This is a genomic window from Rhodospirillales bacterium, assembly GCA_016699855.1.
GTDB lineage: Bacteria > Pseudomonadota > Alphaproteobacteria > Reyranellales > Reyranellaceae.
Map to the genome: position 1 here is coordinate 3349140 of CP064988.1, position 22202 is coordinate 3371341.

Annotated in this window: 25 protein-coding genes; 19 read left to right on the top strand and 6 right to left on the bottom strand. The window is 73.9% G+C overall.

Translation table 11 applies throughout. The features are described 5' to 3' along the window. Window positions 1–7: 7 nt before the first annotated feature. On the bottom strand, window positions 8–1045 hold the full coding sequence (locus IPK81_15735) for an asparaginase (GenBank protein ID QQS11046.1): 1038 nt from the start codon (window positions 1043–1045) through the stop codon (window positions 8–10). 84 nt (window positions 1046–1129) lie between these two features. After that, window positions 1130–1609, bottom strand: coding sequence for an MmcB family DNA repair protein (locus tag IPK81_15740; protein QQS11047.1), 480 nt, complete (start codon window positions 1607–1609; stop codon window positions 1130–1132). A gap of 577 nt (window positions 1610–2186) precedes the next feature. On the opposite strand from IPK81_15740, the gene IPK81_15745 reads away from it, so the two are divergent. Continuing rightward, window positions 2187–2408: a hypothetical protein gene (locus IPK81_15745; GenBank protein QQS11048.1), complete on the top strand. Its 222-nt coding sequence runs from the start codon at window positions 2187–2189 to the stop codon at window positions 2406–2408. 67 nt (window positions 2409–2475) lie between these two features. Here the strand turns inward: IPK81_15745 and IPK81_15750 are convergent, their stop codons facing one another. After that, window positions 2476–3096: a helix-turn-helix transcriptional regulator gene (locus IPK81_15750; protein QQS11049.1), complete on the bottom strand. Its 621-nt coding sequence runs from the start codon at window positions 3094–3096 to the stop codon at window positions 2476–2478. A 299-nt stretch (window positions 3097–3395) separates the two neighbouring features. On the opposite strand from IPK81_15750, the gene IPK81_15755 reads away from it, so the two are divergent. Together IPK81_15755 and IPK81_15760 are read left to right on the top strand one after the other, a co-directional pair. Further along, window positions 3396–3761, top strand: coding sequence for a hypothetical protein (locus IPK81_15755; GenBank protein ID QQS11050.1), 366 nt, complete (start codon window positions 3396–3398; stop codon window positions 3759–3761). Beyond that, window positions 3758–4330 carry a hypothetical protein gene (locus tag IPK81_15760; GenBank protein ID QQS11051.1) on the top strand — a complete coding sequence of 191 codons (573 nt, stop codon included), beginning with the start codon at window positions 3758–3760 and terminating at the stop codon, window positions 4328–4330. Before IPK81_15755 ends, IPK81_15760 begins: the two co-directional genes overlap by 4 nt. Window positions 4331–4343: 13 nt before the next feature. Here the strand turns inward: IPK81_15760 and IPK81_15765 are convergent, their stop codons facing one another. After that, window positions 4344–5576: a sel1 repeat family protein gene (locus IPK81_15765; protein QQS11052.1), complete on the bottom strand. Its 1233-nt coding sequence runs from the start codon at window positions 5574–5576 to the stop codon at window positions 4344–4346. Continuing rightward, complete coding sequence (locus IPK81_15770) at window positions 5573–6136, bottom strand: sel1 repeat family protein (GenBank protein ID QQS11053.1); 564 nt, start codon at window positions 6134–6136, stop codon at window positions 5573–5575. The genes IPK81_15765 and IPK81_15770 overlap by 4 nt, the downstream gene beginning before the upstream one ends. Before the next feature lie 304 nt (window positions 6137–6440). On the opposite strand from IPK81_15770, the gene IPK81_15775 reads away from it, so the two are divergent. The 3 genes from IPK81_15775 (at window position 6441) to IPK81_15785 (ending at window position 9257) form a co-directional block, all read left to right on the top strand. Further along, on the top strand, window positions 6441–7037 hold the full coding sequence (locus tag IPK81_15775; protein QQS11054.1) for a hypothetical protein: 597 nt from the start codon (window positions 6441–6443) through the stop codon (window positions 7035–7037). A 64-nt stretch (window positions 7038–7101) separates the two neighbouring features. Further along, complete coding sequence (locus tag IPK81_15780; protein QQS11055.1) at window positions 7102–8505, top strand: terminase; 1404 nt, start codon at window positions 7102–7104, stop codon at window positions 8503–8505. Between the two features lie 71 nt (window positions 8506–8576). Next, complete coding sequence (locus IPK81_15785; protein QQS11056.1) at window positions 8577–9257, top strand: cytochrome b/b6 domain-containing protein; 681 nt, start codon at window positions 8577–8579, stop codon at window positions 9255–9257. Window positions 9258–9335: 78 nt separating this feature from the next. On the opposite strand, the gene IPK81_15790 is transcribed toward IPK81_15785, so the two are convergent. Further along, window positions 9336–9782 carry a cytochrome c gene (locus IPK81_15790; GenBank protein QQS11057.1) on the bottom strand — a complete coding sequence of 149 codons (447 nt, stop codon included), beginning with the start codon at window positions 9780–9782 and terminating at the stop codon, window positions 9336–9338. A gap of 449 nt (window positions 9783–10231) precedes the next feature. Here IPK81_15790 and IPK81_15795 point away from each other — a divergent pair, with 449 nt between their 5' ends. From IPK81_15795 to IPK81_15855, 13 genes are all read left to right on the top strand, one after another. Continuing rightward, a complete protein-coding gene (locus IPK81_15795; protein ID QQS11058.1) occupies window positions 10232–12127 on the top strand; it encodes a hypothetical protein in 1896 nt (631 codons plus the stop codon). 33 nt (window positions 12128–12160) lie between these two features. Further along, window positions 12161–12349: a hypothetical protein gene (locus IPK81_15800; GenBank protein ID QQS11059.1), complete on the top strand. Its 189-nt coding sequence runs from the start codon at window positions 12161–12163 to the stop codon at window positions 12347–12349. Beyond that, window positions 12346–14124, top strand: a complete 1779-nt coding sequence (locus IPK81_15805) for a head-tail connector protein (GenBank protein ID QQS11060.1) — start codon at window positions 12346–12348, stop codon at window positions 14122–14124. Before IPK81_15800 ends, IPK81_15805 begins: the two co-directional genes overlap by 4 nt. Continuing rightward, a complete protein-coding gene (locus IPK81_15810; protein ID QQS11061.1) occupies window positions 14121–14402 on the top strand; it encodes a hypothetical protein in 282 nt (93 codons plus the stop codon). Before IPK81_15805 ends, IPK81_15810 begins: the two co-directional genes overlap by 4 nt. A gap of 90 nt (window positions 14403–14492) precedes the next feature. Beyond that, window positions 14493–15347, top strand: coding sequence for a hypothetical protein (locus IPK81_15815; protein ID QQS11062.1), 855 nt, complete (start codon window positions 14493–14495; stop codon window positions 15345–15347). Window positions 15348–15374: 27 nt separating this feature from the next. After that, window positions 15375–15956 (top strand): hypothetical protein, encoded by a 582-nt coding sequence (locus IPK81_15820; protein QQS11063.1) that lies wholly within the window; start codon window positions 15375–15377, stop codon window positions 15954–15956. 9 nt (window positions 15957–15965) lie between these two features. Continuing rightward, window positions 15966–16364, top strand: a complete 399-nt coding sequence (locus tag IPK81_15825; GenBank protein QQS11064.1) for a hypothetical protein — start codon at window positions 15966–15968, stop codon at window positions 16362–16364. A gap of 204 nt (window positions 16365–16568) precedes the next feature. Next, complete coding sequence (locus tag IPK81_15830) at window positions 16569–17435, top strand: hypothetical protein (GenBank protein ID QQS11065.1); 867 nt, start codon at window positions 16569–16571, stop codon at window positions 17433–17435. 16 nt (window positions 17436–17451) lie between these two features. Then, entirely contained in the window at window positions 17452–17883 is a 432-nt protein-coding gene (locus tag IPK81_15835; GenBank protein QQS11066.1) for a hypothetical protein, read from the top strand. A 126-nt stretch (window positions 17884–18009) separates the two neighbouring features. Next, window positions 18010–18564 carry a hypothetical protein gene (locus tag IPK81_15840; protein QQS11067.1) on the top strand — a complete coding sequence of 185 codons (555 nt, stop codon included), beginning with the start codon at window positions 18010–18012 and terminating at the stop codon, window positions 18562–18564. Window positions 18565–18598: 34 nt separating this feature from the next. Further along, entirely contained in the window at window positions 18599–20989 is a 2391-nt protein-coding gene (locus tag IPK81_15845; protein QQS11068.1) for a hypothetical protein, read from the top strand. A 49-nt stretch (window positions 20990–21038) separates the two neighbouring features. Further along, window positions 21039–21329 carry a hypothetical protein gene (locus IPK81_15850; protein QQS11069.1) on the top strand — a complete coding sequence of 97 codons (291 nt, stop codon included), beginning with the start codon at window positions 21039–21041 and terminating at the stop codon, window positions 21327–21329. A 10-nt stretch (window positions 21330–21339) separates the two neighbouring features. Next, complete coding sequence (locus IPK81_15855; GenBank protein QQS11070.1) at window positions 21340–22197, top strand: hypothetical protein; 858 nt, start codon at window positions 21340–21342, stop codon at window positions 22195–22197. The last annotated feature ends 5 nt before the right edge of the window (window positions 22198–22202 follow it).

Below are 22202 nucleotides of genomic sequence, written 5' to 3' on the forward strand. Positions count from 1 at the left end.
CGCCGCGTCATTCGCAGGCGTCCAGCGCCGCCGCCATCGCGGCGCGGTCGCAGCCGGCGCGCAGCAGTAGATCGAGCAGCAGGCGCGTCTTCAACGGATGCAGGCGGCCGGCGTACATCAGCCCGCCGGCGCGCAACGCCATCTCGGAGCCCGGCCCCTCGTAGGTGCGGCGCAGCAGCGGGCCGCCGCCGGCGCGCGGCGCCACGGCGACCGGCAGGCGCGCGGCCAGCGCGAACAGGCGGTCCAGCAACGGATCGGGCACGTGGCCGCCGCCCATGGCGCCGAGCACGAGCCCGCCATGGCCCAGCGCGTCGTCGGCGCGCGCCATGGCGTCGAGCAGGCCGCCGGCCTCGCCGAGCCCGAGCCATAGCAGCGCGACCGGCGGCGTGCCGGCCTCGGCCAGGCGCGCCGGCGGGATCGACCCGATGACGGCGCGGACGGCGTCCTTCCAGGCGCGCACCGGGCGCGTCAGCGGCACGACGCGGTCCTCGACGATGGTCGCCACCGGGCCGGTCGCGGCGCTGCGGAAGGCGTCGATCCGGCTGGTCTCGGTCTTGGCGACGTCGAAGGCGGCGTGGGCGTGGTCGAGCATCACCGCCAGCACGCCGACCTCGCGCTGCCGCGCCCACGGGGCCGCCGCGACGCGCGCCGCCGCCACGAGGTTGCCCGGCCCGTCGGCCGAGGCCAGCGACGGATTGCGCATCGCCGCCGTGACGATCACCGGTATGTCGATGTCGAGCAGCGCGTCGAGCAGGAACGCCGTCTCCTCCAGGGTGTCGGTCCCCTGGGTGACCACGACGCCGTCGGCGCCGGTCGCGGCGGCGTCGCGGATGCGCGCGGCCAGCGCGTGCACCATGTCGATCGTGATGCTGTAGCTGCCGACGCGGGCGACGGTCTCCGCCCGGATAGTGGCGATGCCGCCCAGCGCCGGCGCCATGGCGACGAGGTCGTCGGCGCCGAGGCCATGGGTCATGCCGCCGGACGCGCCGGGGCGCGTGGCGATCGTGCCGCCGAGGGCGAGCAGCTGGAGGACGGGCTTGGGCATCGGCGCGGGTTCTCCGGATCGGGCTCGCAGCGCCGTCGCATGATCTCCGGGCGCCGGCAAGGGCCGCGCCCTGACCGGCCGCTTTCAGAGCGCCGCGAGTCCCTGCGGGTCGACCAGCCGTTGCAGGCGCTCGGCGCCGAGCCGGGCGCAGCGGATCAGCAGCGCCTTGCGGCGCGCCGCGCCCAGCCGCGTCGTCGCGGGATCGCGCGGATCGTGCCGGACGATCTCGCCGCCGAACGCGTCGGCGACGATCACGCCGACGTCGGTCGGCAGGATGTCGAGCGGAAAGTCGGCCGCGACCGCGAAGTAGAACCGGTCGCACCACGCCAGGTAGTCGCGCCATTTCTGGTCGACGCGGAAATCCTCGATCGAGGATTTCACCTCGACGATGGCGACGTCGCCGTCCACCGCCGTCGCCAGGATGTCGGCGCGGCGGCCGTCGGCCAGCGGAACCTCAACCAAGGGTGCGGCGTTACGTGCGCGCCAGAGACGGCAGGCGCCGCGGCTCACCGCCGTCGTGACATCCGGACGCGTGGGCGCGGAAGCCTGAGGGACGTCTGTCATCGCGTTCCAGGGTGTGCGGCAGTCGCGCGCTCGCCAGTGGCGGCAGTGCGTGCTATCCACGGAAGTATTGTTGAAAGTAGTAACGCTACAAGTAATTCGATGCGGGGGGCGATTCAATGCGTGGCACTTCCAACAGTCGCGACACAACGGCTTGTGCGCCTCGGTCCGACGCGACCTCGGGCCGGCGTCGCGCCTTGGCGAGGCTTGGCCTCGCGGCCGCCGCCGCTTATTCGGCGCCGACATTGATAAAGCTCGATCGTCGGGCGTACGCCGCGGCGACGCCGTGCCCGCCGCCAGGCACGAACGTTGTGCGTCCCGCGAGCTGCCCGAAGATGTAGGGCGGCTGGATCGATCCAACTCGGCGGACGTCAGCGAGAAGGACGGGCGTTCCGGATCGCGCGGAATCTTCGATGGCCTCACCAGCGCTGCGTAAGCGCGGCTTCCGTGCGCACGCCCACGGCATGTCCAACAGCGATGCCGATCCACCAGCATCGACCGGGCTCCGCTAGCCAATAATGAGGTCATGTGGTAGTGTTAGGATAATTGGCGCAAGTGATTTCGCATGGAGTTTGGTGTGATGCGTAACCCTTCCGACGCCGGTGACAAAGCCCTGACGCCGGCATCGCGCGACGCCGCCGTCGGCCGCCGTCGCGCGCTCGCGAAGCTCGGCCTCGCGGCCGGCGCCGCCTACGCCGCGCCGACGCTGATCAAGCTCGACCGCCGCGCCTACGCCGCGGCGACGCCGTGCCCGCCGCCGGGCTGGCCGGGGCCGCGTCCGCCGAGCTGTCCGCACAAATAGGCGCCCCGGCGCCTCCCGCGATCCGCCGGATCGCGCCTGCACGGCCCGCCATGGCGGGCCGTTTTCGTCAGCGCCGTTTGATCCAACGCACCGGACTGGCCCAGTCGAGCCGCACGTTCACGAGCGGCGCGGCGTTGTACGACACCAGCGTGTACTGTCCGCGGCCGCCGCCCATCTCGACCCGCTTCACCAGCGTCGGACCGTTGGCGACCTTCACGACGCAGTCGCGGCCGAGACAGGTGCCGAGCTCGACGCCATGCGCCTGCGGATCGCGGCCGTAGAACAGCGTGTCGCCGTCGCCATAGACCGGCAGCATGCTCTCGCCACGGACATAGACGGCGACGGTGCCCAGCGAATCGCCCGGCGGCGCGTCGACCATGTCGAGGCCGGAACCGACGGGATGGTCGTCGATCGGGAAGATCTCGGCGCCGGCGCCGACGTAGCCCACTACCGGCACCAGGCTGCGGGAGGCGCTGCCGGGGCTGTAGCGGAACTCCGCGACCGACATGCCGGCGAGCTCCGACAGCGCCTCGAGCGTCTGCGGATCGGGCTCGAACGCGCCTTTCTCCCAGCGATGCACGGTCGGCTGGGTGACGCCGAGCCGGGTCGCGAATTCCTGTTGGGTCAAGCCGTGCTGCTTGCGCAGTGTCTTGACCCGTTGACCGAGATCCCAATACGGCTCCCGCATCGCCATTCCTATCGGGTTGTCTTATAGAGAATATATACTGAATATTAATGTTAACGAGTCAAGCGGTTATTGGCATCCGTGTTTGTTATTACGTGATTTCAGCGGCAAGGATCGGCTGTCGTCAGGGGCGGCTGTTCTTGATATGCCTTATATGCATTGACAATAAAACCTCCATGCGTATATTTTCTTTGGTCAGCGGATACTTCAAGGAGGCGGCAGTGGGGTTCATCGATCAAGCTGCGGTGGCGCATGGCGTCCCGGGAGCCAATCCGGGCGGCCCAGCCGGATTTTCCGCCGAGATGCCGTTGGCGCTGGCCGGCGCCGACGTGCCGACCACCCGCGAGATCGCCGCTTGGCTGGACCGCCTCGCGCCCGGCCAATCCCTGTGCTGGTACCGCGGCTACCTGCCGACCGACCGCATCGGACGCGACGAGGCGGTCGAGGCGGGCCACGGCGCGCCGGCCCGCTGGCGCGCCGACCGCGGCCGCGCGGTGTCGCGACTGGCGAATTTCATGTGGCGGCAGGCCAATCCGCCGGCGCCGGAGGCCGACGAGCGCCGCCGCCGCCGTCCGGCCCCGCCCGCTGGATTGGGGTTTCTCTGGCAACGGCGGCTCGCCGACATGCACTACGAGTACTGGTTCACCCGCGCGGGGACCGGCCGATGACGCGGCCGGGACGCGCGGCGCGCGTGGCGGCGCGGTCGCCGGCCGGCGACACGGGAACGGCGGAGCGCCGCCGCCACGACGCGGTGGTCGACGAGCGCGTGCCGGAGGAAGGCCGGGGCGTGGTGCGCGCCCGGGTGCAGCGCGCCCATCCGCTCGACCGCTACCTCGGGCGCGGCGAGATCGACCAGAGGCAGCACGACGCCGGCATGGCGCTGGCGTATCTCGCGGAGCGCGCCTGCTTCGGCGCCCGGGTGACGCAGCGCTACGCGCCCCGGATCGCGTCGACGTCCGGCGCGGGCTGGCGCGAGACCACGCCGGGCGGCGCGGCGTTGTCGGCGCGCGCGGAGCTGCGCCGCCGCCTCGCCTTGGTCGGTCCGATCGGCGCCGACATCCTGTGGCATGTGTGCGTCGTCGGCGACGCCGCCGGCTCGTGGGGCGGACAAACCGTGCGGCGCGCGGGCGACGGCATGGTGCTGCTGCGGGCGGCGCTCGAGACGATCGCGGAGATCGACCGTCCGCCCGACCGCGCGGCGCGACCGCGCGCCTGGCAGGCGGCGCTCGCGGCCTGACCGCGGCGCGGCGTCACGGCGTCGTGGTCGCGGGCGGCTTGAGCGGTGGCGGCGGATCGTCGGGTCGCGCCGGCGCGCGCTCGGGTTTGGCGCGGAACGCGCCGGCCTGGGCCTCGGCCTTGCGCGCGTCGGCCGCCGCGAGCGACGACGTGGTGCGCACGCGGACCTTCATCGCGTTGCTGTGGCCCTGCTTCTCGGCCAGCAGCAGCCACTTGTAGCCGTCGACCGGGTCCTTCTTGCCGCCGATCCCGCCGCTGCGCCAGATGCCGAGCGTGTACTGCGCGTCGGCGTCGCCCTGGTCGGCGGCGCGGATGTACCAGCGTTCGGCGACCGCGAAATCGCGCTCCGGACCGGCGCCGGCGAAGTACGCGTTGGCGAGCTTGAACTGCGCCGATGCCAGACCGGCCTCGGCCGCGATGGTGTACCAGCCGACCGCGGCCTGGGCCGCGGCGCGCGCGCCACGTCCGGTCGCCTCGGCCGCGGCGAGATCGCCCAGCGCCAATGCGCCCTCGGGAAAGCCGTTGTCGGCGGCGTGCTTCAGCCACATCCGCGCCGCGCCGAGATCGCGCTTCGCGCCGCGCCCGGCCGCCAGCAGCGCGCCCAGCCGCAGCGCCGCCGGCAGATGGCCACGCTCGGCCGCCGCGCGGTAGGCTTTGACGATCTCGGCGGCGCGGGCGTCGGCGCGCGGCCCCGTCTCGATCGACCGGCCGAACGCGTAGGCGCCGTAGGGATCGCCGTCCTTGGCGGCGCGCTCGTACCACTTCGCCGCCTCGGCCGGATCCTTGGGCACGCCGCGGCCGGTGGCGTGGAGGAAGCCGAGGTTGTACGCGGCGCGCGCGATGCCGCCCTCGGCCGCCTCCTCGAACAGCTTCGCCGCCCGCGCCTCGTCGCGCGGCACGCCCTTTCCGGCGGCGTATTGCAGCGCCAGCAGGTGGCGTGCGCGCGGATTGCCGGACTCCGCGCCCCGCTTGAGCAGGCCGATCGCCTCCCGCAGGCCTGACGCGTCGCCGCGGTCGAGCAGCGCCGCCGCGAGCCACGCCGCCGCCTCCGCGTCGCCCGCCGCCAGCGGCCGCAGCGACGCCTCCGCCGCGGCGGTGTCGCCACGCTCGACCGACGCGATGCCCGAGCGCAGCGCCACGGCGTCGTCGCTCTCGGCGCGGCCCGGCGTCGGCGTGAACGTCGACGATATCGACGCGAAGGCCAGCGCCGCGGCGACGCCGGCGATACGGCGCGCGCGCCGGCTCATGACCGCGGCTTGAACTCGTCGGCCGCGCGCTTGGCGCGCGCGAGCTGGTCGTCGGTCATGCTCTCGGACATCCGCGACATCGGCGCGACCACGGTCTTCAGGCCCTCGCGCGACGCCAGCACCATCCACTTGTAGGCCTCGACCAGATCGGTCGCGCCTCCCATGCCGGATCCCAGCGCCACGCCGTAGATCTCCATCGCCGGCGGGAAGCAGCGCTCGGCGGCGTCCTTGAGCAGCGCCAGCGCCTTGGCGGGGTCGTGCTTCTTGGATTTCTCGTTGCCGTAGACGAAACCACCGAGCAGGGTCTGGGCGCGGCGGTCCTTGCGCGCGACCAGCGGCGCGAGCAGCGTCTCGGCGCGGTCCCAGTCCTGCTTCCCGATCGCCCCCAGCGCGTCCTTCAGTTCCGGCGTCGAGTCCATGCGGGGTTCGGTCGCCTTGCAATGGACAGTGTAGGCTGGCGCAGCCTGCGCCCAGGCCGCGGGATGCGCCGCGACGGCGCCGACGAGGACGGCCGCGGCGGCGATCGCGCGGAGTCCGGAATTCGCGGTGCTGGCGGTCATCGTCCCATCTCTTCGCATCGGCGCGGCGCGGCGCGGATGCGCGCGGGCGGGGCCGGTCGGTGGTCGTGGTATTTCCGCAACATGGCGGAAGAGCGGCGTCGTTTCAATCGCTTGCGCCAGGTCGGCGCGACGGCGCGCGATCTCGCGGCGTGGGTCCGGCTGTAGTAGCTTCCGTGCGTCAGGCTGGCGTGGCGCGCCCGGCGTTCCGTCATCCAATTTCCCCCCTTTCTCGAGCGGCCCGGCGTGTTCGGACGGCGCGTGGCGCCGCCCGCGCGCCCGACGCCGCGACCGGAGCCGTCCGCCGATGAGGAAACCGCCGTCCGCGGCCACCAAGGGGCCCGGCAAGCCGCCGCGTCGGTCGGCCATCCAGCTGCGGCGCTTACGTTACACGACGACGCTGGGGCGGGAGATCTGCCGCCGCGTCGCGGAGGGCGTCGACGTGCGCGCGCTCGCCGGCGCGCCCGGCATGCCGCCATGGCCGACGATCCTGAAGTGGATCGAGACGGTGGACGAGTTCAGGACCGCGTGGCTGAACGCCCGCGCCGGTCACGCCGAGCTGTTGATCGACGAGGCGCTGGCGCTGGCGCGTGGCGTCAAGAGCGCGACCCTGCCGGAGACGAAGGTAAAGCTCGCCGAGCTGCACTGGCAGGTCGCGACGCGGCGCGCCGCGGCGGCGGCCTTCGCCGGCCGCGGCGCAGAGGACGGCGATCCGGCCACGGCGGCCGAGAAGGCGGCGCGCGTGCGCCGCGCGCTGACGCGCCTCGACGCCCCGGCCTTGGCGCGCATCACGGAGGATCGACATGGCCACACGTCCGCATCGCGCCTCGCCGGCGGCTCCGGTGCGCGGGGCGGCGCCGTCGAAGCGGTCGACCGGGACGACGAAGGCGACGACGCCGTCTGATGCCGCGGAGCCCGCGCGGACCGCGCCGCCGCGCGCCGCGATCGCGGAGTCTTTGTCCGAGCGCATGGCGGCGTTCCGCGACGATCCGTCGGGCTTCGTGAGGTTCGCGTTCGACTGGGGCGTCGGCGATCTCGCCGACATGGCGGGACCGGACCGCTGGCAGGCGGCGGTGCTGGACGCCATCGGCGCGTCGCTGGCGCGCGGCGAGGCGCCGCGGATCGCGGTGTCGTCGGGCCACGGCGTCGGCAAGACGGCGCTGGTCGCCTGGATCGTCCTGTGGTTCCTGGCGACGCGCGCCGATCCGCAGGTCGTCGTCACCGCCAACACCACGCGCCAGCTCGCGACCAAGACGTGGCGCGAGCTGGCGAAGTGGCGCCGCCTGTGCCTGGTCGGCGCCGATTTCGCGATGACCGCCGACCGGCTGGCGCGGCGCGGCGCCGAGCGCACGTGGTTCGCCGCGGCGGTGCCGTGGAGCCGGGAGCGGCCGGAGGCGTTCGCCGGCACCCACGAGCGCCATGTGCTGGTGGTCTACGACGAGGCCAGCGCGATCGACGACGCGGTGTGGGAGGTCACCGAGGGCGCGATGACGACGCCGGGCGCGATGTGGATGGTGTTCGGCAACCCGACGCGCGTCGAGGGACGCTTCGCCGACTGCTTCGGCCGCCAGGCGCATCGCTGGCGCACCTTCAGGGTCGACGCGCGCGACGCCGTGCGCGCCGATTCCGACCAGATCGGCCGGTGGATCGCCGATTACGGCGAGGACAGCGACTTCGTCAGGGTGCGCGTGCGCGGCGAGTTCCCGCGCGTGTCGGCCGAGCGCTTCGTCGGCGCCGATCTGCTGGCGCTGGCGCGGACGCGCGCGGTGCGCGACGGCCGTCCCGGCGCCGCCGTGCTCGGCGTCGACGTGGCGCGCTTCGGCGACGACGACTCCGTGGCCCTGCTGCGGATCGGGGGCGTGGTGGCGCGCGTCCAGCGCTGGCGTCGCCTCGACACGATGCAGCTCGCCGCGAGCGTCGCCGAGCTGATCCTGGCGTGGCGGCCGCGCCAGGTGTTCGTCGACGGCGTCGGCGTGGGTGGTGGCGTGGTCGACCGGTTGCGCCAGCTCGGCCACCGCGTGGTCGATGTCGGCGCCGGCGGACGCGCCGCCGACGAGCGCCGCTTCGCCAATCTGCGGGCCGAGATGTGGAGCCGGATGCGCGACTGGTTGCAGGAGGGTGGCGTGCTGCCGGCCGCCGACGAGGCGCTGGCGCGCGAGATCGGCGCGCCGGGCTACGCCTTCGACGCCCGCGGCCGGCTGCGCATCGAGTCGAAGGACGACCTGCGCGCCCGCGGCGAGGGCTCGCCCGACGCCGCCGACGCGCTGGCGCTGACCTTCGCCTATCCGGTCCGCGACCACGGCGTCGGCGACGATCCCTACCTGTTCCCGCGCCAGACCCGCACCGACAGCGCCTACCGCATCCTGCCGTGAGCGCCGCGAAGCCGGTTGCCCGCGGACGGCGGCGGCCGCAAACTGGCGTCGAGCGCCAACAGGAGCCGTGAATGCCCGACGACAAGACGCCGCGCACGATCCGCGTGTGGGATCTGCCGACGCGGCTGTTCCACTGGACGCTCGTCCTGCTGCTGATCTTCCAGGTCGTGACCGGCAAGATGGCGGGCGAATGGCTGCGTTGGCACTTCTGGGCCGGCTACGCGATCCTCACGCTGCTGATCTTCCGGATCGTCTGGGGGATCATCGGCAGCACGACGGCGCGGTTCTCGGATTTCGTGCGCGGACCGATGGCGGGCGTCGCGCACCTCAAGGAGCTGCTCGGGCCGCACGCGCCCAAGGACGTCGGCCACAATCCCGTCGGCGGCTGGATGGTGGTGGCGCTGATCCTGGCGCTGTTCGTGCAGGCCGGCAGCGGGCTTTTCACCACCGACGACATCCTGGTCGACGGTCCGCTGGTGGCCAAGGCGAGCGAGGGCTGGGTCAAGGCCATGACCTCGCTGCACAAGCTCTGGATCAACCTGCTGTTCCTGATGGTGGCGCTGCACGTGGCCGCGGCGCTGGTCTACCTCGTCGTCAAGAAGCAGAACCTGATCGCGGCGATGATCACCGGCCGCAAGCCGTGGCCGTTCGCCGACACGCCGAAGCTGCGCTTCGTCGGATCGGGCGTCGCGCTGTCGTGCCTGGTCGCGGCGGCGGCGCTAGTCTATCTCGCGCTTCGCGTGGCCGGATAGCGGCCAAAGAAAACGGCCGGTCGAACGCCGACCGGCCGTGATCCGGAGGTCGCGCCCGCCGCGCGGCGGGCGTCGCGCCTATTTCGCGCGGAACTTCTCGTGGCAGCCGCCGCAGCTCTTGCCGACCGCGCCGAAGGCCGCGCCGACCTTCTCCATGTCGCCGGTGCCGGCCGCGGCCTGCAGCGCGTCGATGGCGTCGGACTCCGCCTTGACCGCCGCCGTGAAGCCGGCCTTGTCGGTCCAGATGTTCGGCAGCGCCTTGGTCTCGCCCTTGTCCGACCCGGCCGGGTAGAGGCCGGCGTGGGCGGCGCTCAGCTCCTTGAGCTTCGCCGCCGCCGGGACGACCGCGGAGGCGGGTCCCTTGGCGTCGATCGCGCCCTTGATCGCCTTCATCTGGCCGCCCGCCTGCTTGCGGTTGTCCTTGCGCGCCGCGATCGGGTCGGTCGCCTGGGCGATGGCGACACCGCCCACGAGCGCGCCGGCGAGCGCCAATCCGATGGCGCCGACGATCAGCCCCTTGCGCATGTTCTCGTTCCTCTCAGAAAATGTGGACGGACTGCTGATCCGCTTCGCGCCGTCGTCCGCCTGATCCGACGCCTAGGCGACATACAACACCGATTCGAGGTCGATGTGGCTATCACGAAGTCGTGAACACAGTCAAAAAATCCAATGTTTCCAAGTCGTAACTGGGTTTCATATGGCCGCGTACGGAATGCCCCTATGGACGGAGCGGTCAGGCTCCGCTGTCGGCGAAAGGCGGTTGGTTTTCCGGCGGGTTGCTGGATAGCGTAGTGATTACCGATAGTTGACGAATATATATAAGATTCTCCCGAATATAGCTGATCGAGTCGAACTGGAGTAGGCTGTTTTCATTAAGCTGGCGATCCGTGGATGGACGCCGCTTCCGATCCGACACCAACGACATTCCGCATCAACCAGCACCGCGCCGGACCCCGGGGCGGCGGAGTCCACGCATGCCCGTGTCGTCCGCGCCGCAAGGATTCGACATCGATCTCTGGCCGGCGCCGGACGCGGGGGGCGACCCCGACGGCGCGTCGCTGATCGATCCGCCGCGCATGCCCGCGCGGCCGGGCGGCGCCGACGCGTTGCCGGCCGAGGCCCGCGCCGTGTTCGACCGCGTCCGGGCGCGCGAGGACGACCACTTCGTGTCGTCGCAGACGCACGACGCCCGGCTGGCGTGGCGCGAGGCGTTCGAGGCGGGCATCGAACCGCGGGACGCCGCCGAGGCGCGGCGCGACGACGGCCTCGCACGCGGGCTGACGACGCGGATCGACGCCGACATCGCGCGGCGTCTGGAGGAGGCGCCGTCGCCGGAGGCGCGCCGCCGTCTCGACGAGGCGCTGCGGACGGCGCGGCGCGCGACCTTGGCCGAGGCGGTGCGCGTCGAGCACGGCGCGCGGGTCGCCGACCTGCGGGGATCGCTCGACGCCCGGCTCGCGGCCATCGCCGCGCGCGCCGTCGAGGCGCCCGACGGGATCGATGGTGGAATCGCGGAGGCGCGCGCGCTGCTCGAGGCCAACCCGCTGCTGGTGCCGGCGCGCGAGCGCGACCGGGCGATCGCGCGGTTCGAGCGCGAGACGACCGAGGGCGCGGTCGCGCGGCTGGTCGATGTCGATCCGGCGGGCGCCGCGCGTCTGCTCGAACAGCCGGCGTGGCGCCGGCGCGTCGGCGACGCGCACGGCGATCTCGTCGAGCGCGCGCGCGCCGCCAGCGCCACCCGCGCCGCGATCGAGGCGGCCGGCGTGGAGGGCGCGATCGAAGCGGACGCCGCCGCCGCGCGTGAGGGGCGGGATTCGGCGCGCTTCGACGTCGATGGCTGGATCGCGGAGGCGCGGCGTGCCGGCGACGCCGACGAACTCGGACGACGCATCCGCGCCGGTGAGCGCCACCGGCGCGTCGTCGCCGCCGCGGATGGCGCGCGCCGGCGCTTCGAGGTCGAGCGCTGGTCGTCGACGGCGAACGTCGCGATGGACGAAGTCGATGACCGCGCCGCCGACGCGTCCGTCGACCCGATGTCGGCGGAGGACGCCGACCACCATCTCGCGATCCTGCGCCGCGGGCGCGCGCGGCGCCTGCGCGACGATCCGGCCGGCGAGGCCTTCGGCCATCCCGCGCTGCGCGCGTCGCTGGCGCGGCTGGGCACGCCGGGGCACGACGGCGCCGCCGCCGGGCTGATCGCGCGGGGCCTGGCGCTCCAGGCGGAGATGGGCGTCGCCGAGGATCGCCGGCGCCTGCTGCCTGTGGCGACACGCGGCGGAATCGTCGCGGCGATCGAGGAACGTGGAGACGACGCGTTGGCGCGCCTGGTCGAGCTCTGTCCGTCGCCGCACCGCGCGCGTCTGACGGCCGAGCTGGTCGAGACGGGGCTGCGGCCGCGCTTCGCGCTGATGGCGGCGCTGCGCGCCTCGCCGGTGACGGCGGCGGCCGCGGCGCGGCTCGCGGCGGCGCACCGTCTCGCGCTCGACGACACCGCGCCGGGCGTGGAGGCGCGCGGCGCGGCGGCGGAGTCGGCGGCCGAGGCGCTGTTCGCGCGCTCGACGCTCGGCGTCGTCCTGCACGAGGGCGCCGCGCGGCGCGGCCGGGCGACGCCGCCTTTCGACCGCGCCTACGAGGACCTCGAGGCGGCGGCGACGCGGATCGCCCGCGCGCTGACGCCGCGCCACGGGCGCGCCGCCGCGCGCATCGCCGTCGACGCCTTGTGCGCCGCCTACGAGGCGGGCGCCGCGAATCCGGGCGCGCGCGACCGGCTCGACGCGTTCCTGCGCCATCTCGGCGTCGTCGAACGCACGGCGCGGCGGGACGCGTTGCGCGCCCTGTCGCGCGACGAAGGCGCGTCCGCTTCCAACTGACACTGGCTTCCCTCGGTCGCGGAGGATGACCCGATGGCTTTCGTGATGCCCAAACCGCCGAAGGTCCGGCAGGCGCCGTCGCGCGACGATCCGCGTGTCGAGGAGGAGCGGCGCCGGCGCCGGCTCCAGGCGGCGGCGGTCGGCCGCGACGCGCTGATCCTGTCCGGATCCGGCGCCTCGGCGCCGCCGCCGGTGGCCGCCAAGCGGCTGCTCGGCGAATGAGCGCGCGGGCCATGATGGCGCGATCCGACGGCCCCGGCGCGGCGCCGGCATCGCGCCCGGTCGCCGGTGGCGACGACGGCGTGTCGACGCCGGCCGAGGGCGCGGTCCTGGCGGCGGCGATCCTGCGTCGCTGCGACCAGTTGTTCGCGGCGCGCCAGCCCTGGGAGACGCACTGGGCGCAGGTCGCGGACCACGTGCTGCCGCGGCGGGCCGAGATCGGCGGCCCGCCAGTCGTCGGGGACATGCGCGGGCGCCAGCTGCTGGACTCCACGGGCATCCACGCCAACGAGCTGCTGGCGGCGGCGCTGCACGGCATGTTGACGAATCCGGCGACGCGCTGGTTCCAGCTCGACATCGCCGGGATCGACGACGACGCGCTGGCCGACGCGGCGCGCGGGTGGCTGGCGGCCGCCGGCGACTCGCTGGCCGAGGCGCTGGAGGAGAGCAACTTCGCGACCCAGGCGCACGAGCTCTATCTGGATCTCGGTTGCTTCGGCACGGGCTGCCTCTACCTCGACGAGACCGGGGGACGGCTGCGCTTCGCCACCAGGTCCCTGGCGGAGATCGCCGTCGCCGAGGACGCGTTCGGCGCGATCGACACCGTGATGCGCCGCTTCCCGTTCACCGCGCGCCAGGCGGTCCAGGCCTTCGGCGCCGCCGCTCTGGGCGCGAAGCTGCGCGAGGCGGCCGCGCGCGAGCCCGACCGTCCGTTCTCGTTCATCCACGCGGTGTTCCCCTCGGCCGACGACGTCGACGGCGCGCCGGGCGGCGAGGGCGCCGCGGCGTCCCGCGCGCGCTACGTCTCGGTCTACGTCTGCGCCGAGGATCGCCGCGTGGTGTCCCGCGGCGCGTACCATGAGTTTCCGTACATGGTGCCGCGCTGGAGCAAGGGGACCGGCGAGGTCTACGGCCGCTCGCCCGCGATGTCGGCGCTGGCCGACATGAAGGCGCTCAACGAGATGTGCCGCACGTCGCTGCTGTCGGCGCAGAAGGCGGTCGATCCGCCGATCATGCTGCCCGACGACGGTTTCGTCGGAAAGATCGCGACGTCGCCGGGGAGCATCAATTTCTACCGCGCCGGCGCGCAGGACCGCATCCAGCCGCTGCCCTTCGCCGGCGACGTGCGCCTCGGCCTCGAGATGGAGGAGCGGCGGCGGCAGTTCATCCGCGCCGCGTTCTTCGTCGACCAGCTGCGGCTGGCCGAGGGACCGCAGATGACGGCGACGGAGGTGCTCCAGAGGACGGAGGAGAAGCTGCGGCTAATGGGGCCGGTGCTCGGACGCCTGCAGAGCGAGCTGTTGCGCCCGCTGATCGCGCGCGCCTTCGCGATCCTGGCGCGGCTCGGCCGGATCGCGCCGCCACCGGCGGCGCTGCGTAAGGCGGTCGGCGGACGGCTGCGCGTCGACTACACCTCGCCGATCGCGCGCGCCCAGCGCGCCGACGAGACCCAGGCGATCGGGCGGGTGACGCAGATGGCGCAGCCCTTCATGGCCGCCGACCCGTCGCTGCTCGACCTGATCGACGCGGAGAAGCTGATCCGCCACGTCGCCGCGCGCGAGGGATTGCCGCGCGGCCTGCTGCGCGACGAGCGGCAGCTCGCCGGCCTGCGACGCCGCCGCGCCGAGGAGATGACGGAGGCCGGCGCCGCCCTGTCCGGGGCCACGCGGCCCGGCGGCGCCCCTGTGGAGGCGCCGGTAGGCGATCCGTTGCTCGCGATGCTGCGTGGCGGCGCAAGCGCGGCGCCGGTCGGCCCGGCGCGTGGCGGTGCGTCGTGACGACACCGGAGGTTTCCGGCGACGCCGGACGGGGTCCCGGGATCGGCGACGAACGCGAACGCCGCCGCCTCTACGCCGCCGTGTTCGACTCGCCGGATGGCGTGCGGGTGCTCGACGATCTCGGGCGCGCCTGCTTCGCCGCCGCGCCGACCTACGTGCGCGGTGACGCCGTCGAGAGCGCGCGCCGCGAGGGCATGCGCGCGGTGTGGCTGCGGATCGGCGGGATTCTCGATCCGCGTCCACGCGGTTCCGACGCGCCGTCCGACGCCGGACGCTAGCCCGCGACCACGAAATTCCCGAGTGAACACGAGTGCGGCCCGCCGCGACCGCGCGAGCCCATCCGATCGCGTCCGACCAAGGAGTGCCCGATGGAATCCGGATATCCGTACCCGCGCGACCCGTCGCCTGAGGACACGCTCGTGCGTGGCGTCGACGACATCGACCGCCCGGTCGAGACGGCCGCGCCCGCGCCGGCGGTGGACTGGCGCGACGCGCTGCCGCTGGAACTGCGCGACGATCCCACCCTGCGCGACGTGCGCGACGTCGCCGGCCTCGCGAAAGGCTACATCCACGCGCAGCGACTCGTCGGCGCCGACCGGATCCCGGTGCCCGGTCGCAACGCCGATCCCGAGGCGTGGGCGATGGTGTTCGACCGGCTGGGCCGGCCGCGCTCGCCCGACGGCTACAGCCTGGAGCGCCCGGCCGAAATGGAGCTGCCGTACGACGAGGGACTGGAGTCCGCGTTCCGCGAACGGGCGCACGCGCTCGGATTGCTGCCGGAGCAGGCCGCCGGGCTCTACGCGTGGTGGCTCGACCTGAACCGCGACGACGTGGCGCAGCAGCGGCGGATGGTCGAGTCGCGGCGCGACGGCGCGCGGGAGGCGCTGCGCGCGGAATGGGCGCACCGCTTCGACGACCGCCTGCGGCGCGCCAACGACGCGCTGCGCCGCTTCGCCGACGACGAACTGCGCGAGCGTGTCGCCGAGGGGCTGGGCGACGATCCCGCCTTCATCCGGTTCTGCGCGCGGATCGGCGACCTGGTCGGCGAGCACCGTCTCGAGGGGCCCGGCGCCGGCGCCGGATTCTCGTCGGCGGTCGACGCCAAGCGGCGCATCGCCGAGGTCTTCGCGGACCGCGGCCATCCCTATTTCCAGCGCGACGATCCGCGCCACGCGCACGCCGTGGAGGAGGTCCGCCGGCTGTTCGAATCGGCCTACGGCTGAAGCGTCGCGAAAGGGAGGGACGATCAGATGATCCTGTCGACGACCGCGGCGGCGAGCCGCCTCCGGATCCGGCCGTTCGATGCCGGCGACGTCGAGCGCATCGAGCCGCGCGCGGCGGCGCGGCGCGAGCTGCTGGCGCTGGGCGACACCGCGGCGCGGGCCGCGATGTGCGCGGAGGCCGGCCCGGCCTTCACCGGCTTCTGCGGCGACCGGCTGGTGTTCTGCGCCGGCGCCATCGAGCTGTGGCCGGGCGTGGCCGAGGGCTGGGCGCTGGTGTCGCCGTTGGTCGAGCGCCGGCGCGTGGCGTTCCACCGCGCGATCCTCGGGTTGCTGGCGCGGCACCAGCCGGCGTGGCGCTGCCACCGGCTGCAGGCGACCGTGCGGCAGGGCGAAGCCGCCGCGGCGCGCTGGCTGTCGCGGCTGGGCTTCGTCTACGAGGGCCGCATGGCGGGCTATGGGCCCGACGGCGCCGACCATCTGCGGTTCGCGCGCATCCTGCCGATGGCGCCGTCGGCCTCGGATGCGCCGCTCCGCGCGCCCGACGCCGGTCCGTGGACCTACGACGCCACGACGCGGCGCGCGGTCGAAGCCGAACTGCTCGCGGCGTAGGGGCTGGAAATGTCCTGGGCGCTTCCCGTCGCCGCTGCCATCAGCGCCGTCGGCTCGTTCACGCAATCCATGTCGCAGGCCTCGGCCGCGTCGGCCGCCGCCCGCCAGGCGCGGCAGGACGCGGCGCTGGCCGAGGCGGCGCAGCGCCGTAAATCGGCCAAGCTGCTCGGCACCGCGCGCACGCGCTTCCTCGCGTCGGGCGTGACGCTCGACGGCTCGCCGCAGGACGCGCTCGACGACATCGCGCAGGACGCCGAGCTCGACGCGCTGACCCTGCGCTACCGCGGCGAGGTCCAGGCCGAGCGCCTCGAGGCCGAGGCGCGGATGCGCCGCTTCGGCGGTGGCACCGCGCTGGCCGCCGACACGCTGCGCGTGGGCCACAGCCTGTGGGGGCCGCGACCCCGATAGGCCGCGCCATCGTTCCGGCCGGGCAGCCGCGACGCGCTCGCGGTCCGGCGGTCCTCCGGACGCGCGGGCGTCCGGTTCCACCCACGGGCCCGCCACCGCGGCGGCCGGACCAGCCGCCCCGCCGCCCGCGGGAGAACGGCCCGGCGTCGCGCGCGGACAACCCGCATCCATCGCGCGGCGCGACCGGCGCCGCGAGGAGGTCCCATGTCCATCCAGATCAGCGAAGCGTTCATCCAGCAGTACAGCCACAACGTCACGCTCGTGGCGCAGCAGAAGGGCTCGCGCCTGCGCGAGGCGGTGCGCGAGGAGCGCCACGTCGGCAAGGCGGTGTTCTACGACCGCATCGGCCGCACCGCCGCGATCCGCCGCACCTCGCGCCACGGCGACACGCCGCGCATCGACGTGCCGCACTCGCGCCGCCGCGTCACCCTGGTCGACTACGACTGGGCCGACCTGATCGACAACGTCGACCGCGTGCGGCTGTCGATCGACCCGGCGTCGCACTACGTCACCGCCGCGGCGTGGGCGATGGGCCGCGCCATGGACGACGAGATCGTCGCGGCGGCCACCGGCGTGGCGCAGGCCGGCGAGAACGGCCAGACCGACGTGCCGTTCCCGGCGTCGCAGGTCGTGCCGGCCAGCGCGACGGGCCTCACGGTCGCCAAGCTGTTGGCGGCCAAGGAGCTGTTCGACGCCGCCGACATCGACCCCGACGAGCCGCGCTTCATCGCCTGCACCGCCAAGCAGATCGCCAACCTGCTGTCGGAGGACGAGGTCGCGAGCGCCGACTACAACTCGGTCAAGGCGCTGGTCCAGGGCGAGGTCGACACGTTCCTCGGCTTCCGCTTCATCCGCACGCAGCGTCTGCCGCTGAGCGGCGGCGGCGCGCGGCGCTGCATGGCGTGGACGCGCGACGGGCTGCTGCTGTCGGTCGGCGCCGAGCCGGTCGCCAAGATGACCGAGCGGCCGGACAAGAACTACGCGACGCAGGTCTACTTCTCCATGTCCGTCGGCGCCGCCCGGATGGAGGAGGAGCGCGTCGTCGAGATCCAGTGCGTCGAAGCGGCCTGAGCGCGGAGGAGAGACCATGACCACGACCAATTCCCTCGAGCACGCCAACACCCTGGCCAAGCCGCCGGTCTTCAACCCGCCGGGCGTCTGGTACAGCCGCGTGCGCTGCTTCCAGGCGACGGTGACGCTGGCGTCGCAGGCGGTCGGCGACGACATCGTGCTGTTCCTGCTGCCGGCCGGCTTCCGCCCGGCCTACGGCGTCGTCGCCTCGGGCGTCTCGGTCGCCGGCAGCAAGCTGTCGATCGGCACGTCGGACGAGGCCGGCAAGTACCGCGCGCTGGCCGACGGTCCGGCGGCCGACGTGCCGCAGCTGTTCGGCATCGTGGCCGCCACGCGCGATCCGCTGGCCGCGTCGGAGACCGTGCGGCTGAAGGTCGAGACCGGCGGCGCGGCGCTGCCGGCGTCCGGTTCGCTCGTCGTGCGCCTGTTCGGAACGGGCGCCGACTGAGCCGGCGTCCGGCCGTCCCACCCTCGCGGCCGGGCGCCCGCGGCGCGTCGTCGATCCCGCTCCCCGGCGGGCGGCGGCGCGCCGCCCTTTTTTCTTGTCCATCGATTCCGTGCGCGCGAGGCGTCCATGACGACGACCGTCGATCTGTGCAACGCGGCGCTGGCCAAGATCGGCGCGCCGCCGATCGCGACGCTCGACGACGAGTCCGAGCCGGCGCGGCTGTGCAAGCGGCGGATCGACGCCGTGCGCGACGCCGTCCTGCGCGCGCACCCGTGGAACTGCGCCACGGCGCGGGCGCGGCTGACGGCCGATCTCGCGGCGCCGCCGTTCGGCTTCGCGCACAAGTTCCTGCCGCCGGCGGACTGCCTGCGCGTCGCCGCCGTCGAGGGCGGCGTGGCGTTCCGCGTCGAAGGCGGACGGATCCTGGCCGACGCGGAGTCGCTCGACGTCGTCTACGTGCGCCGCCCCGCCGATCCGGCGGTGTTCGACGCGCTGCTGCGCGAGACGATCGCGGCGCGGTTGGCGGCCGAGCTGGCGTATCCGCTGGTGAACTCCTCGGCGCTCGCGGAGTCGCTGTGGCGGCTCTACGAGCTGCGGCTGCGCGAGGCGCGCGGCATCGACGCGCAGGAGGACGGCGAGCCCGTCGCGCCGGCCAGCTCGTGGATCGCGGCGCGCGCGTGATGGCCCGACGGATCGATCGACGGAGGGACGCGCCATGACCCGCGCCGCCTTGCTGCAACCCTCGTTCACGGCCGGCGAGCTGAGCCCGCGGCTGGCAGGCCGGGTGGATCTCGCCCAGTACAAGAGCGGCCTGGCGGTGTGCGAGAACATGATCGTGCTGCCGCACGGCGCCGTCACGCGGCGGCCGGGCACGCGCTTCGTGGCCTTGGCCAAGGACCAGACGGCGCCGGCGCGGCTGGTGCCGTTCGTGCATTCGGTCGACCAGTCCTACGTGCTGGAGATCGCCGCCGGCGCCGTCCGCTTCCTGTCGGACGGCGTCGACGGTCCCGGCGCGCTGCGCGTGCCAGCGCTGCCGGCGGGCGTCGCGGCCGGCCCGTTGACCGGCTGGACCGACGCCTCGGACGCCGGCGCGACGGCGGTGGCGGGCGCCGCGCCGTCGAGCCTCGACCTGACGGCCGGCGCCACGGCGCGCGCCCGCGCCCGCCGGCTGATCACGGGGTTGTCCGGCCCCGACCGCGCGCTGCGCGTCGAGGTGGCCGGCGGGCCGGTGTCGATCCGCGTCGGCACGGCGGCCGGCGGCGCCGAGCTGGTCGCGGAGCGCGCGCTGGACACCGGCTGGCACAGCGTGGCCTTCGCGGTGGCGGCCGGCGGCTCCGACGTGTGGCTCGAGATCGCGGTACCCGAGGCCGGCGGCGCGCGCCATGTCGGCTCGATCGCGCTGCTGTCGGACGTCGATCTGGAGCTGCCGCTGCCCTACGGGTCGGCGGCCGCGCGCGAACTCGACCACGCGCAGTCCGGCGACGTGCTGATCCTGACGCACGCCGACCACGCGCCGCGGCGGCTGGCGCGCTACGGCCATCTGTCGTGGTCGTCGACCGCGCTGGCGGTCTCCGACGGGCCGTTCACGACCGAGAACCTCGATCCCGCCAACCAGCTCTACGTCTGGAACCTGACCGGCGACGATGTGCAGCTCACGTCGTCCAAGGACGTCTTCGCGGCCGCGGACGTGGGCCGCCAGGTGCGGCTCAAGCAGGGCGCGCGCTGGGGCTGGGCGCGGATCGTCACCTATGTGGGCCCGCGCGAGGTCCGCATCGCGATCCCCGCGCCGCTGCACACCTATGGCGGCACGGCGGCGTGGCGGCTGGGCGCGTGGGGCGGTTCGCGCGGCTGGCCGCGCTGCGTCGCGTTCCACCAGCAGCGCCTGTTCTTCGCCGCGACGCGGGCCCAGCCGCAGACGGTGTGGGCGTCGAAGGCGGGCGAGTACGACGTGTTCTCGCCCACGGTCGCGATCGACGGCGCGTCGGGCGACCACGAGACCACCGACGAGTGCGGGCTGTCCTACACGCTGGCGGCCGACCAGGTGAACGGCATCCTGTGGCTGGCGCCGCTGCGCGACCTGATGATCGGCACCGCCGGCGGCGAGTTCCGGCTGGCGGCGGGCGAGGACCGCGGGCTGACGCCGCTCAACGCGCTGGTGCGCGCCGAGACGGTGCACGGCTCGGCGGCGCCGCGGCCGGTGCGCTGCGGCTCGGCCGTGCTGTTCGTGCAGCGCGCCGGACGCAAGCTGCGCGAGCTTGGCTTCGACGCCGCCGCCGACGGCTTCCGCGCGCCCGACGCGACGCTGCTGGCCGAGCATGTCGGCGCCGGCGGCATCGTCGATCTGGCGTGGCAGCAGGAGCCCGACGGGCTGATGTGGGCGTGCACGGGCGCCGGCGGACTGATCGCCATGACCTACGACCGCTCGCAGCAGATCGTCGCCTGGCACCGCCATCCCACCGATGGCGCGGTCGAGTCGCTGGCCTGCGTGCCGGGAGCGCGCGAACTGGGCGCCGACCGGCTGTGGTTGATCGTGAACCGGCCGGTCGGCGCCACGGCGCACCGCTTCATCGAGGTGATGGAGCGCTGCGACATCGACGCGCCGATGACGGCGCTGCGGGTCGATTGCGGCCTGTCGCGCCACGGCGCGCCGGTGACGACCGTCTCGGGCCTCGACCATCTCGCCGGGCGCGTCGTGACCGGCGTCGCCGACGGCGTCCCGGTGCCGCCGCGCGCGGTGTCCGGCGGCGGCGCGGTGACGCTCGACGCGCCGGCGGTCGACGTGTCGCTCGGCCTGCCGTTCGTCTCGGCCATCGAGACCTTGCGGCCGGAGGCCGGCGCCGAGGATGGCACCGCGCAGGGCAAGGCCAAGCGCGCCCACAAGGCGCTGCTGCGGCTGCGCGCCAGCGCCGGCGGCCATGCCGGCGTGCCCGGCGGTCCGCTCGATCCGCTGGTCTACCGCGCGGCGACGCCGTGGAGCGGCGACCTCGCCATCGATCTACCGGCGGGCCTCGGCCACGACGGCCGGGTGCGGATCGAGCAGCGCCAGCCGCTGCCGTTCACGCTGCTGGCGCTGTCGACCCGCCTGGTCGTCCACGACGGCGGCTGACGCGCCGCCCCGATCTTCCGACCCATCCGACGAAGCCAAGGAGACATCGATGCCGATCGCCTACGCGCGCGCGGAGATCGCCGCCGCCGACCAGTTCACCGCGCCGGTGCGCCTGCACGGGCTGTTCAACCTCTCCATCGAGCGGCCCGGCGCGGCGTGGACCGCCACCGTGACGGTGCAGCGCAGCTTCGACGGCGGCGCCACCTGGAACGACGTCGAGGCGTTCGGCGCGCCGGCCCAGCGGCTGGGCTACGAGCCGGAGGACGGCGTGCTGTACCGCGCCGGCTGCAAGGCCGGCGAGTTCACGTCGGGCGTGGTGCCGGTGCGGCTGAGCCGGTGAGGGCGGGGCGATGACCAACCTGTATCCCGTCTTCCTCCGGTTCGGCGCCGCGCCGGCCGGCCACCGGCCCGAGGCCGAGGCGTTGTTCGCGCGCCGCCAGTCGCTGGGCGTCGCGACCGACTCGGCGCGCCGCGCGCTCGACGCCGCCCTGATCGACACGCTGGCGTCGGCCGGCGTGTGGGCGAAGCTGCGCTTCTTCCTGATGTTCGCGGCGCCCGGCGTCGCGTCGGCGCTGATCGACTGGACCGTCAACCACCACGATCCCGAGTCGCAGGGCGCGCCGGCCTTCGAGGCCGACCGCGGACTGTCGTTCATGGCGGTCGGCGACCGGCTGCTGTCGCCCTACAACCCGGCGCTCGACGCGGCGGTGTCGGTCGGCGACATCGCGGCCGGGGTGTACGCGCGGACGGATGGGGAGGCGACCGGCTACTGGGATCTGTCAGCGTACGACGATCGCGTACCGTCGGCTCTTACCATCTCCGTGAAGTACAATTCCGACGCAACGGGCCGAGGAATCGTCGCGTCGAACTCGGAGCAGAATTGGGCGTTCGGGGCGGCCGGCGACGGAAGCGTTCGCGGCTCAAGCATCGTAAGCGCGCTTGGTGGAACGAGAGCGGCCTATCGGAATGGTGCAGCGGCTTACGCCGCTGCGGTTGTCAGTGCGGCGGCCAAGCCCGATTGCGGTGTGGGAATCGGCGACGGCAGGTTGGTGAATAGCGCCGGCACGCTAGGCTGGAACGGCGCGCCATGCCGCCGTCAGCTCGCCTACGCCTTCGTGTCGCGCGGCTTGTCGGGCGTGGAAGCCGCGTCGCTGCACGCCGCCTGCGAGACCTATCTCGACGCGCTGGGCGCCGGCGTCGCGGCCTGACCGGC

Bases quoted from the DNA above. Each gene is read 5' to 3' on its own strand.
- IPK81_15835 (QQS11066.1), top strand. From the start codon at position 17,452: ATGACCACGACCAATTCCCTCGAGCACGCCAACACCCTGGCCAAGCCG.
- IPK81_15770 (QQS11053.1), bottom strand. From the start codon at position 6,136: ATGACCGCCAGCACCGCGAATTCCGGACTCCGCGCGATCGCCGCCGCG.
- IPK81_15790 (QQS11057.1), bottom strand. From the start codon at position 9,782: ATGCGCAAGGGGCTGATCGTCGGCGCCATCGGATTGGCGCTCGCCGGC.
- IPK81_15750 (QQS11049.1), bottom strand. From the start codon at position 3,096: ATGCGGGAGCCGTATTGGGATCTCGGTCAACGGGTCAAGACACTGCGC.
- IPK81_15845 (QQS11068.1), top strand. From the start codon at position 18,599: ATGACCCGCGCCGCCTTGCTGCAACCCTCGTTCACGGCCGGCGAGCTG.
- IPK81_15840 (QQS11067.1), top strand. From the start codon at position 18,010: ATGACGACGACCGTCGATCTGTGCAACGCGGCGCTGGCCAAGATCGGC.
- IPK81_15765 (QQS11052.1), bottom strand. From the start codon at position 5,576: ATGAGCCGGCGCGCGCGCCGTATCGCCGGCGTCGCCGCGGCGCTGGCC.
- IPK81_15850 (QQS11069.1), top strand. From the start codon at position 21,039: ATGCCGATCGCCTACGCGCGCGCGGAGATCGCCGCCGCCGACCAGTTC.
- IPK81_15775 (QQS11054.1), top strand. From the start codon at position 6,441: ATGAGGAAACCGCCGTCCGCGGCCACCAAGGGGCCCGGCAAGCCGCCG.
- IPK81_15780 (QQS11055.1), top strand. From the start codon at position 7,102: ATGGCGGCGTTCCGCGACGATCCGTCGGGCTTCGTGAGGTTCGCGTTC.
- IPK81_15825 (QQS11064.1), top strand. From the start codon at position 15,966: ATGTCCTGGGCGCTTCCCGTCGCCGCTGCCATCAGCGCCGTCGGCTCG.
- IPK81_15785 (QQS11056.1), top strand. From the start codon at position 8,577: ATGCCCGACGACAAGACGCCGCGCACGATCCGCGTGTGGGATCTGCCG.
- IPK81_15855 (QQS11070.1), top strand. From the start codon at position 21,340: ATGACCAACCTGTATCCCGTCTTCCTCCGGTTCGGCGCCGCGCCGGCC.
- IPK81_15830 (QQS11065.1), top strand. From the start codon at position 16,569: ATGTCCATCCAGATCAGCGAAGCGTTCATCCAGCAGTACAGCCACAAC.
- IPK81_15735 (QQS11046.1), bottom strand. From the start codon at position 1,045: ATGCCCAAGCCCGTCCTCCAGCTGCTCGCCCTCGGCGGCACGATCGCC.
- IPK81_15755 (QQS11050.1), top strand. From the start codon at position 3,396: ATGCCGTTGGCGCTGGCCGGCGCCGACGTGCCGACCACCCGCGAGATC.
- IPK81_15800 (QQS11059.1), top strand. From the start codon at position 12,161: ATGGCTTTCGTGATGCCCAAACCGCCGAAGGTCCGGCAGGCGCCGTCG.
- IPK81_15795 (QQS11058.1), top strand. From the start codon at position 10,232: ATGCCCGTGTCGTCCGCGCCGCAAGGATTCGACATCGATCTCTGGCCG.
- IPK81_15745 (QQS11048.1), top strand. From the start codon at position 2,187: ATGCGTAACCCTTCCGACGCCGGTGACAAAGCCCTGACGCCGGCATCG.
- IPK81_15820 (QQS11063.1), top strand. From the start codon at position 15,375: ATGATCCTGTCGACGACCGCGGCGGCGAGCCGCCTCCGGATCCGGCCG.
- IPK81_15815 (QQS11062.1), top strand. From the start codon at position 14,493: ATGGAATCCGGATATCCGTACCCGCGCGACCCGTCGCCTGAGGACACG.
- IPK81_15740 (QQS11047.1), bottom strand. From the start codon at position 1,609: ATGACAGACGTCCCTCAGGCTTCCGCGCCCACGCGTCCGGATGTCACG.
- IPK81_15760 (QQS11051.1), top strand. From the start codon at position 3,758: ATGACGCGGCCGGGACGCGCGGCGCGCGTGGCGGCGCGGTCGCCGGCC.
- IPK81_15805 (QQS11060.1), top strand. From the start codon at position 12,346: ATGAGCGCGCGGGCCATGATGGCGCGATCCGACGGCCCCGGCGCGGCG.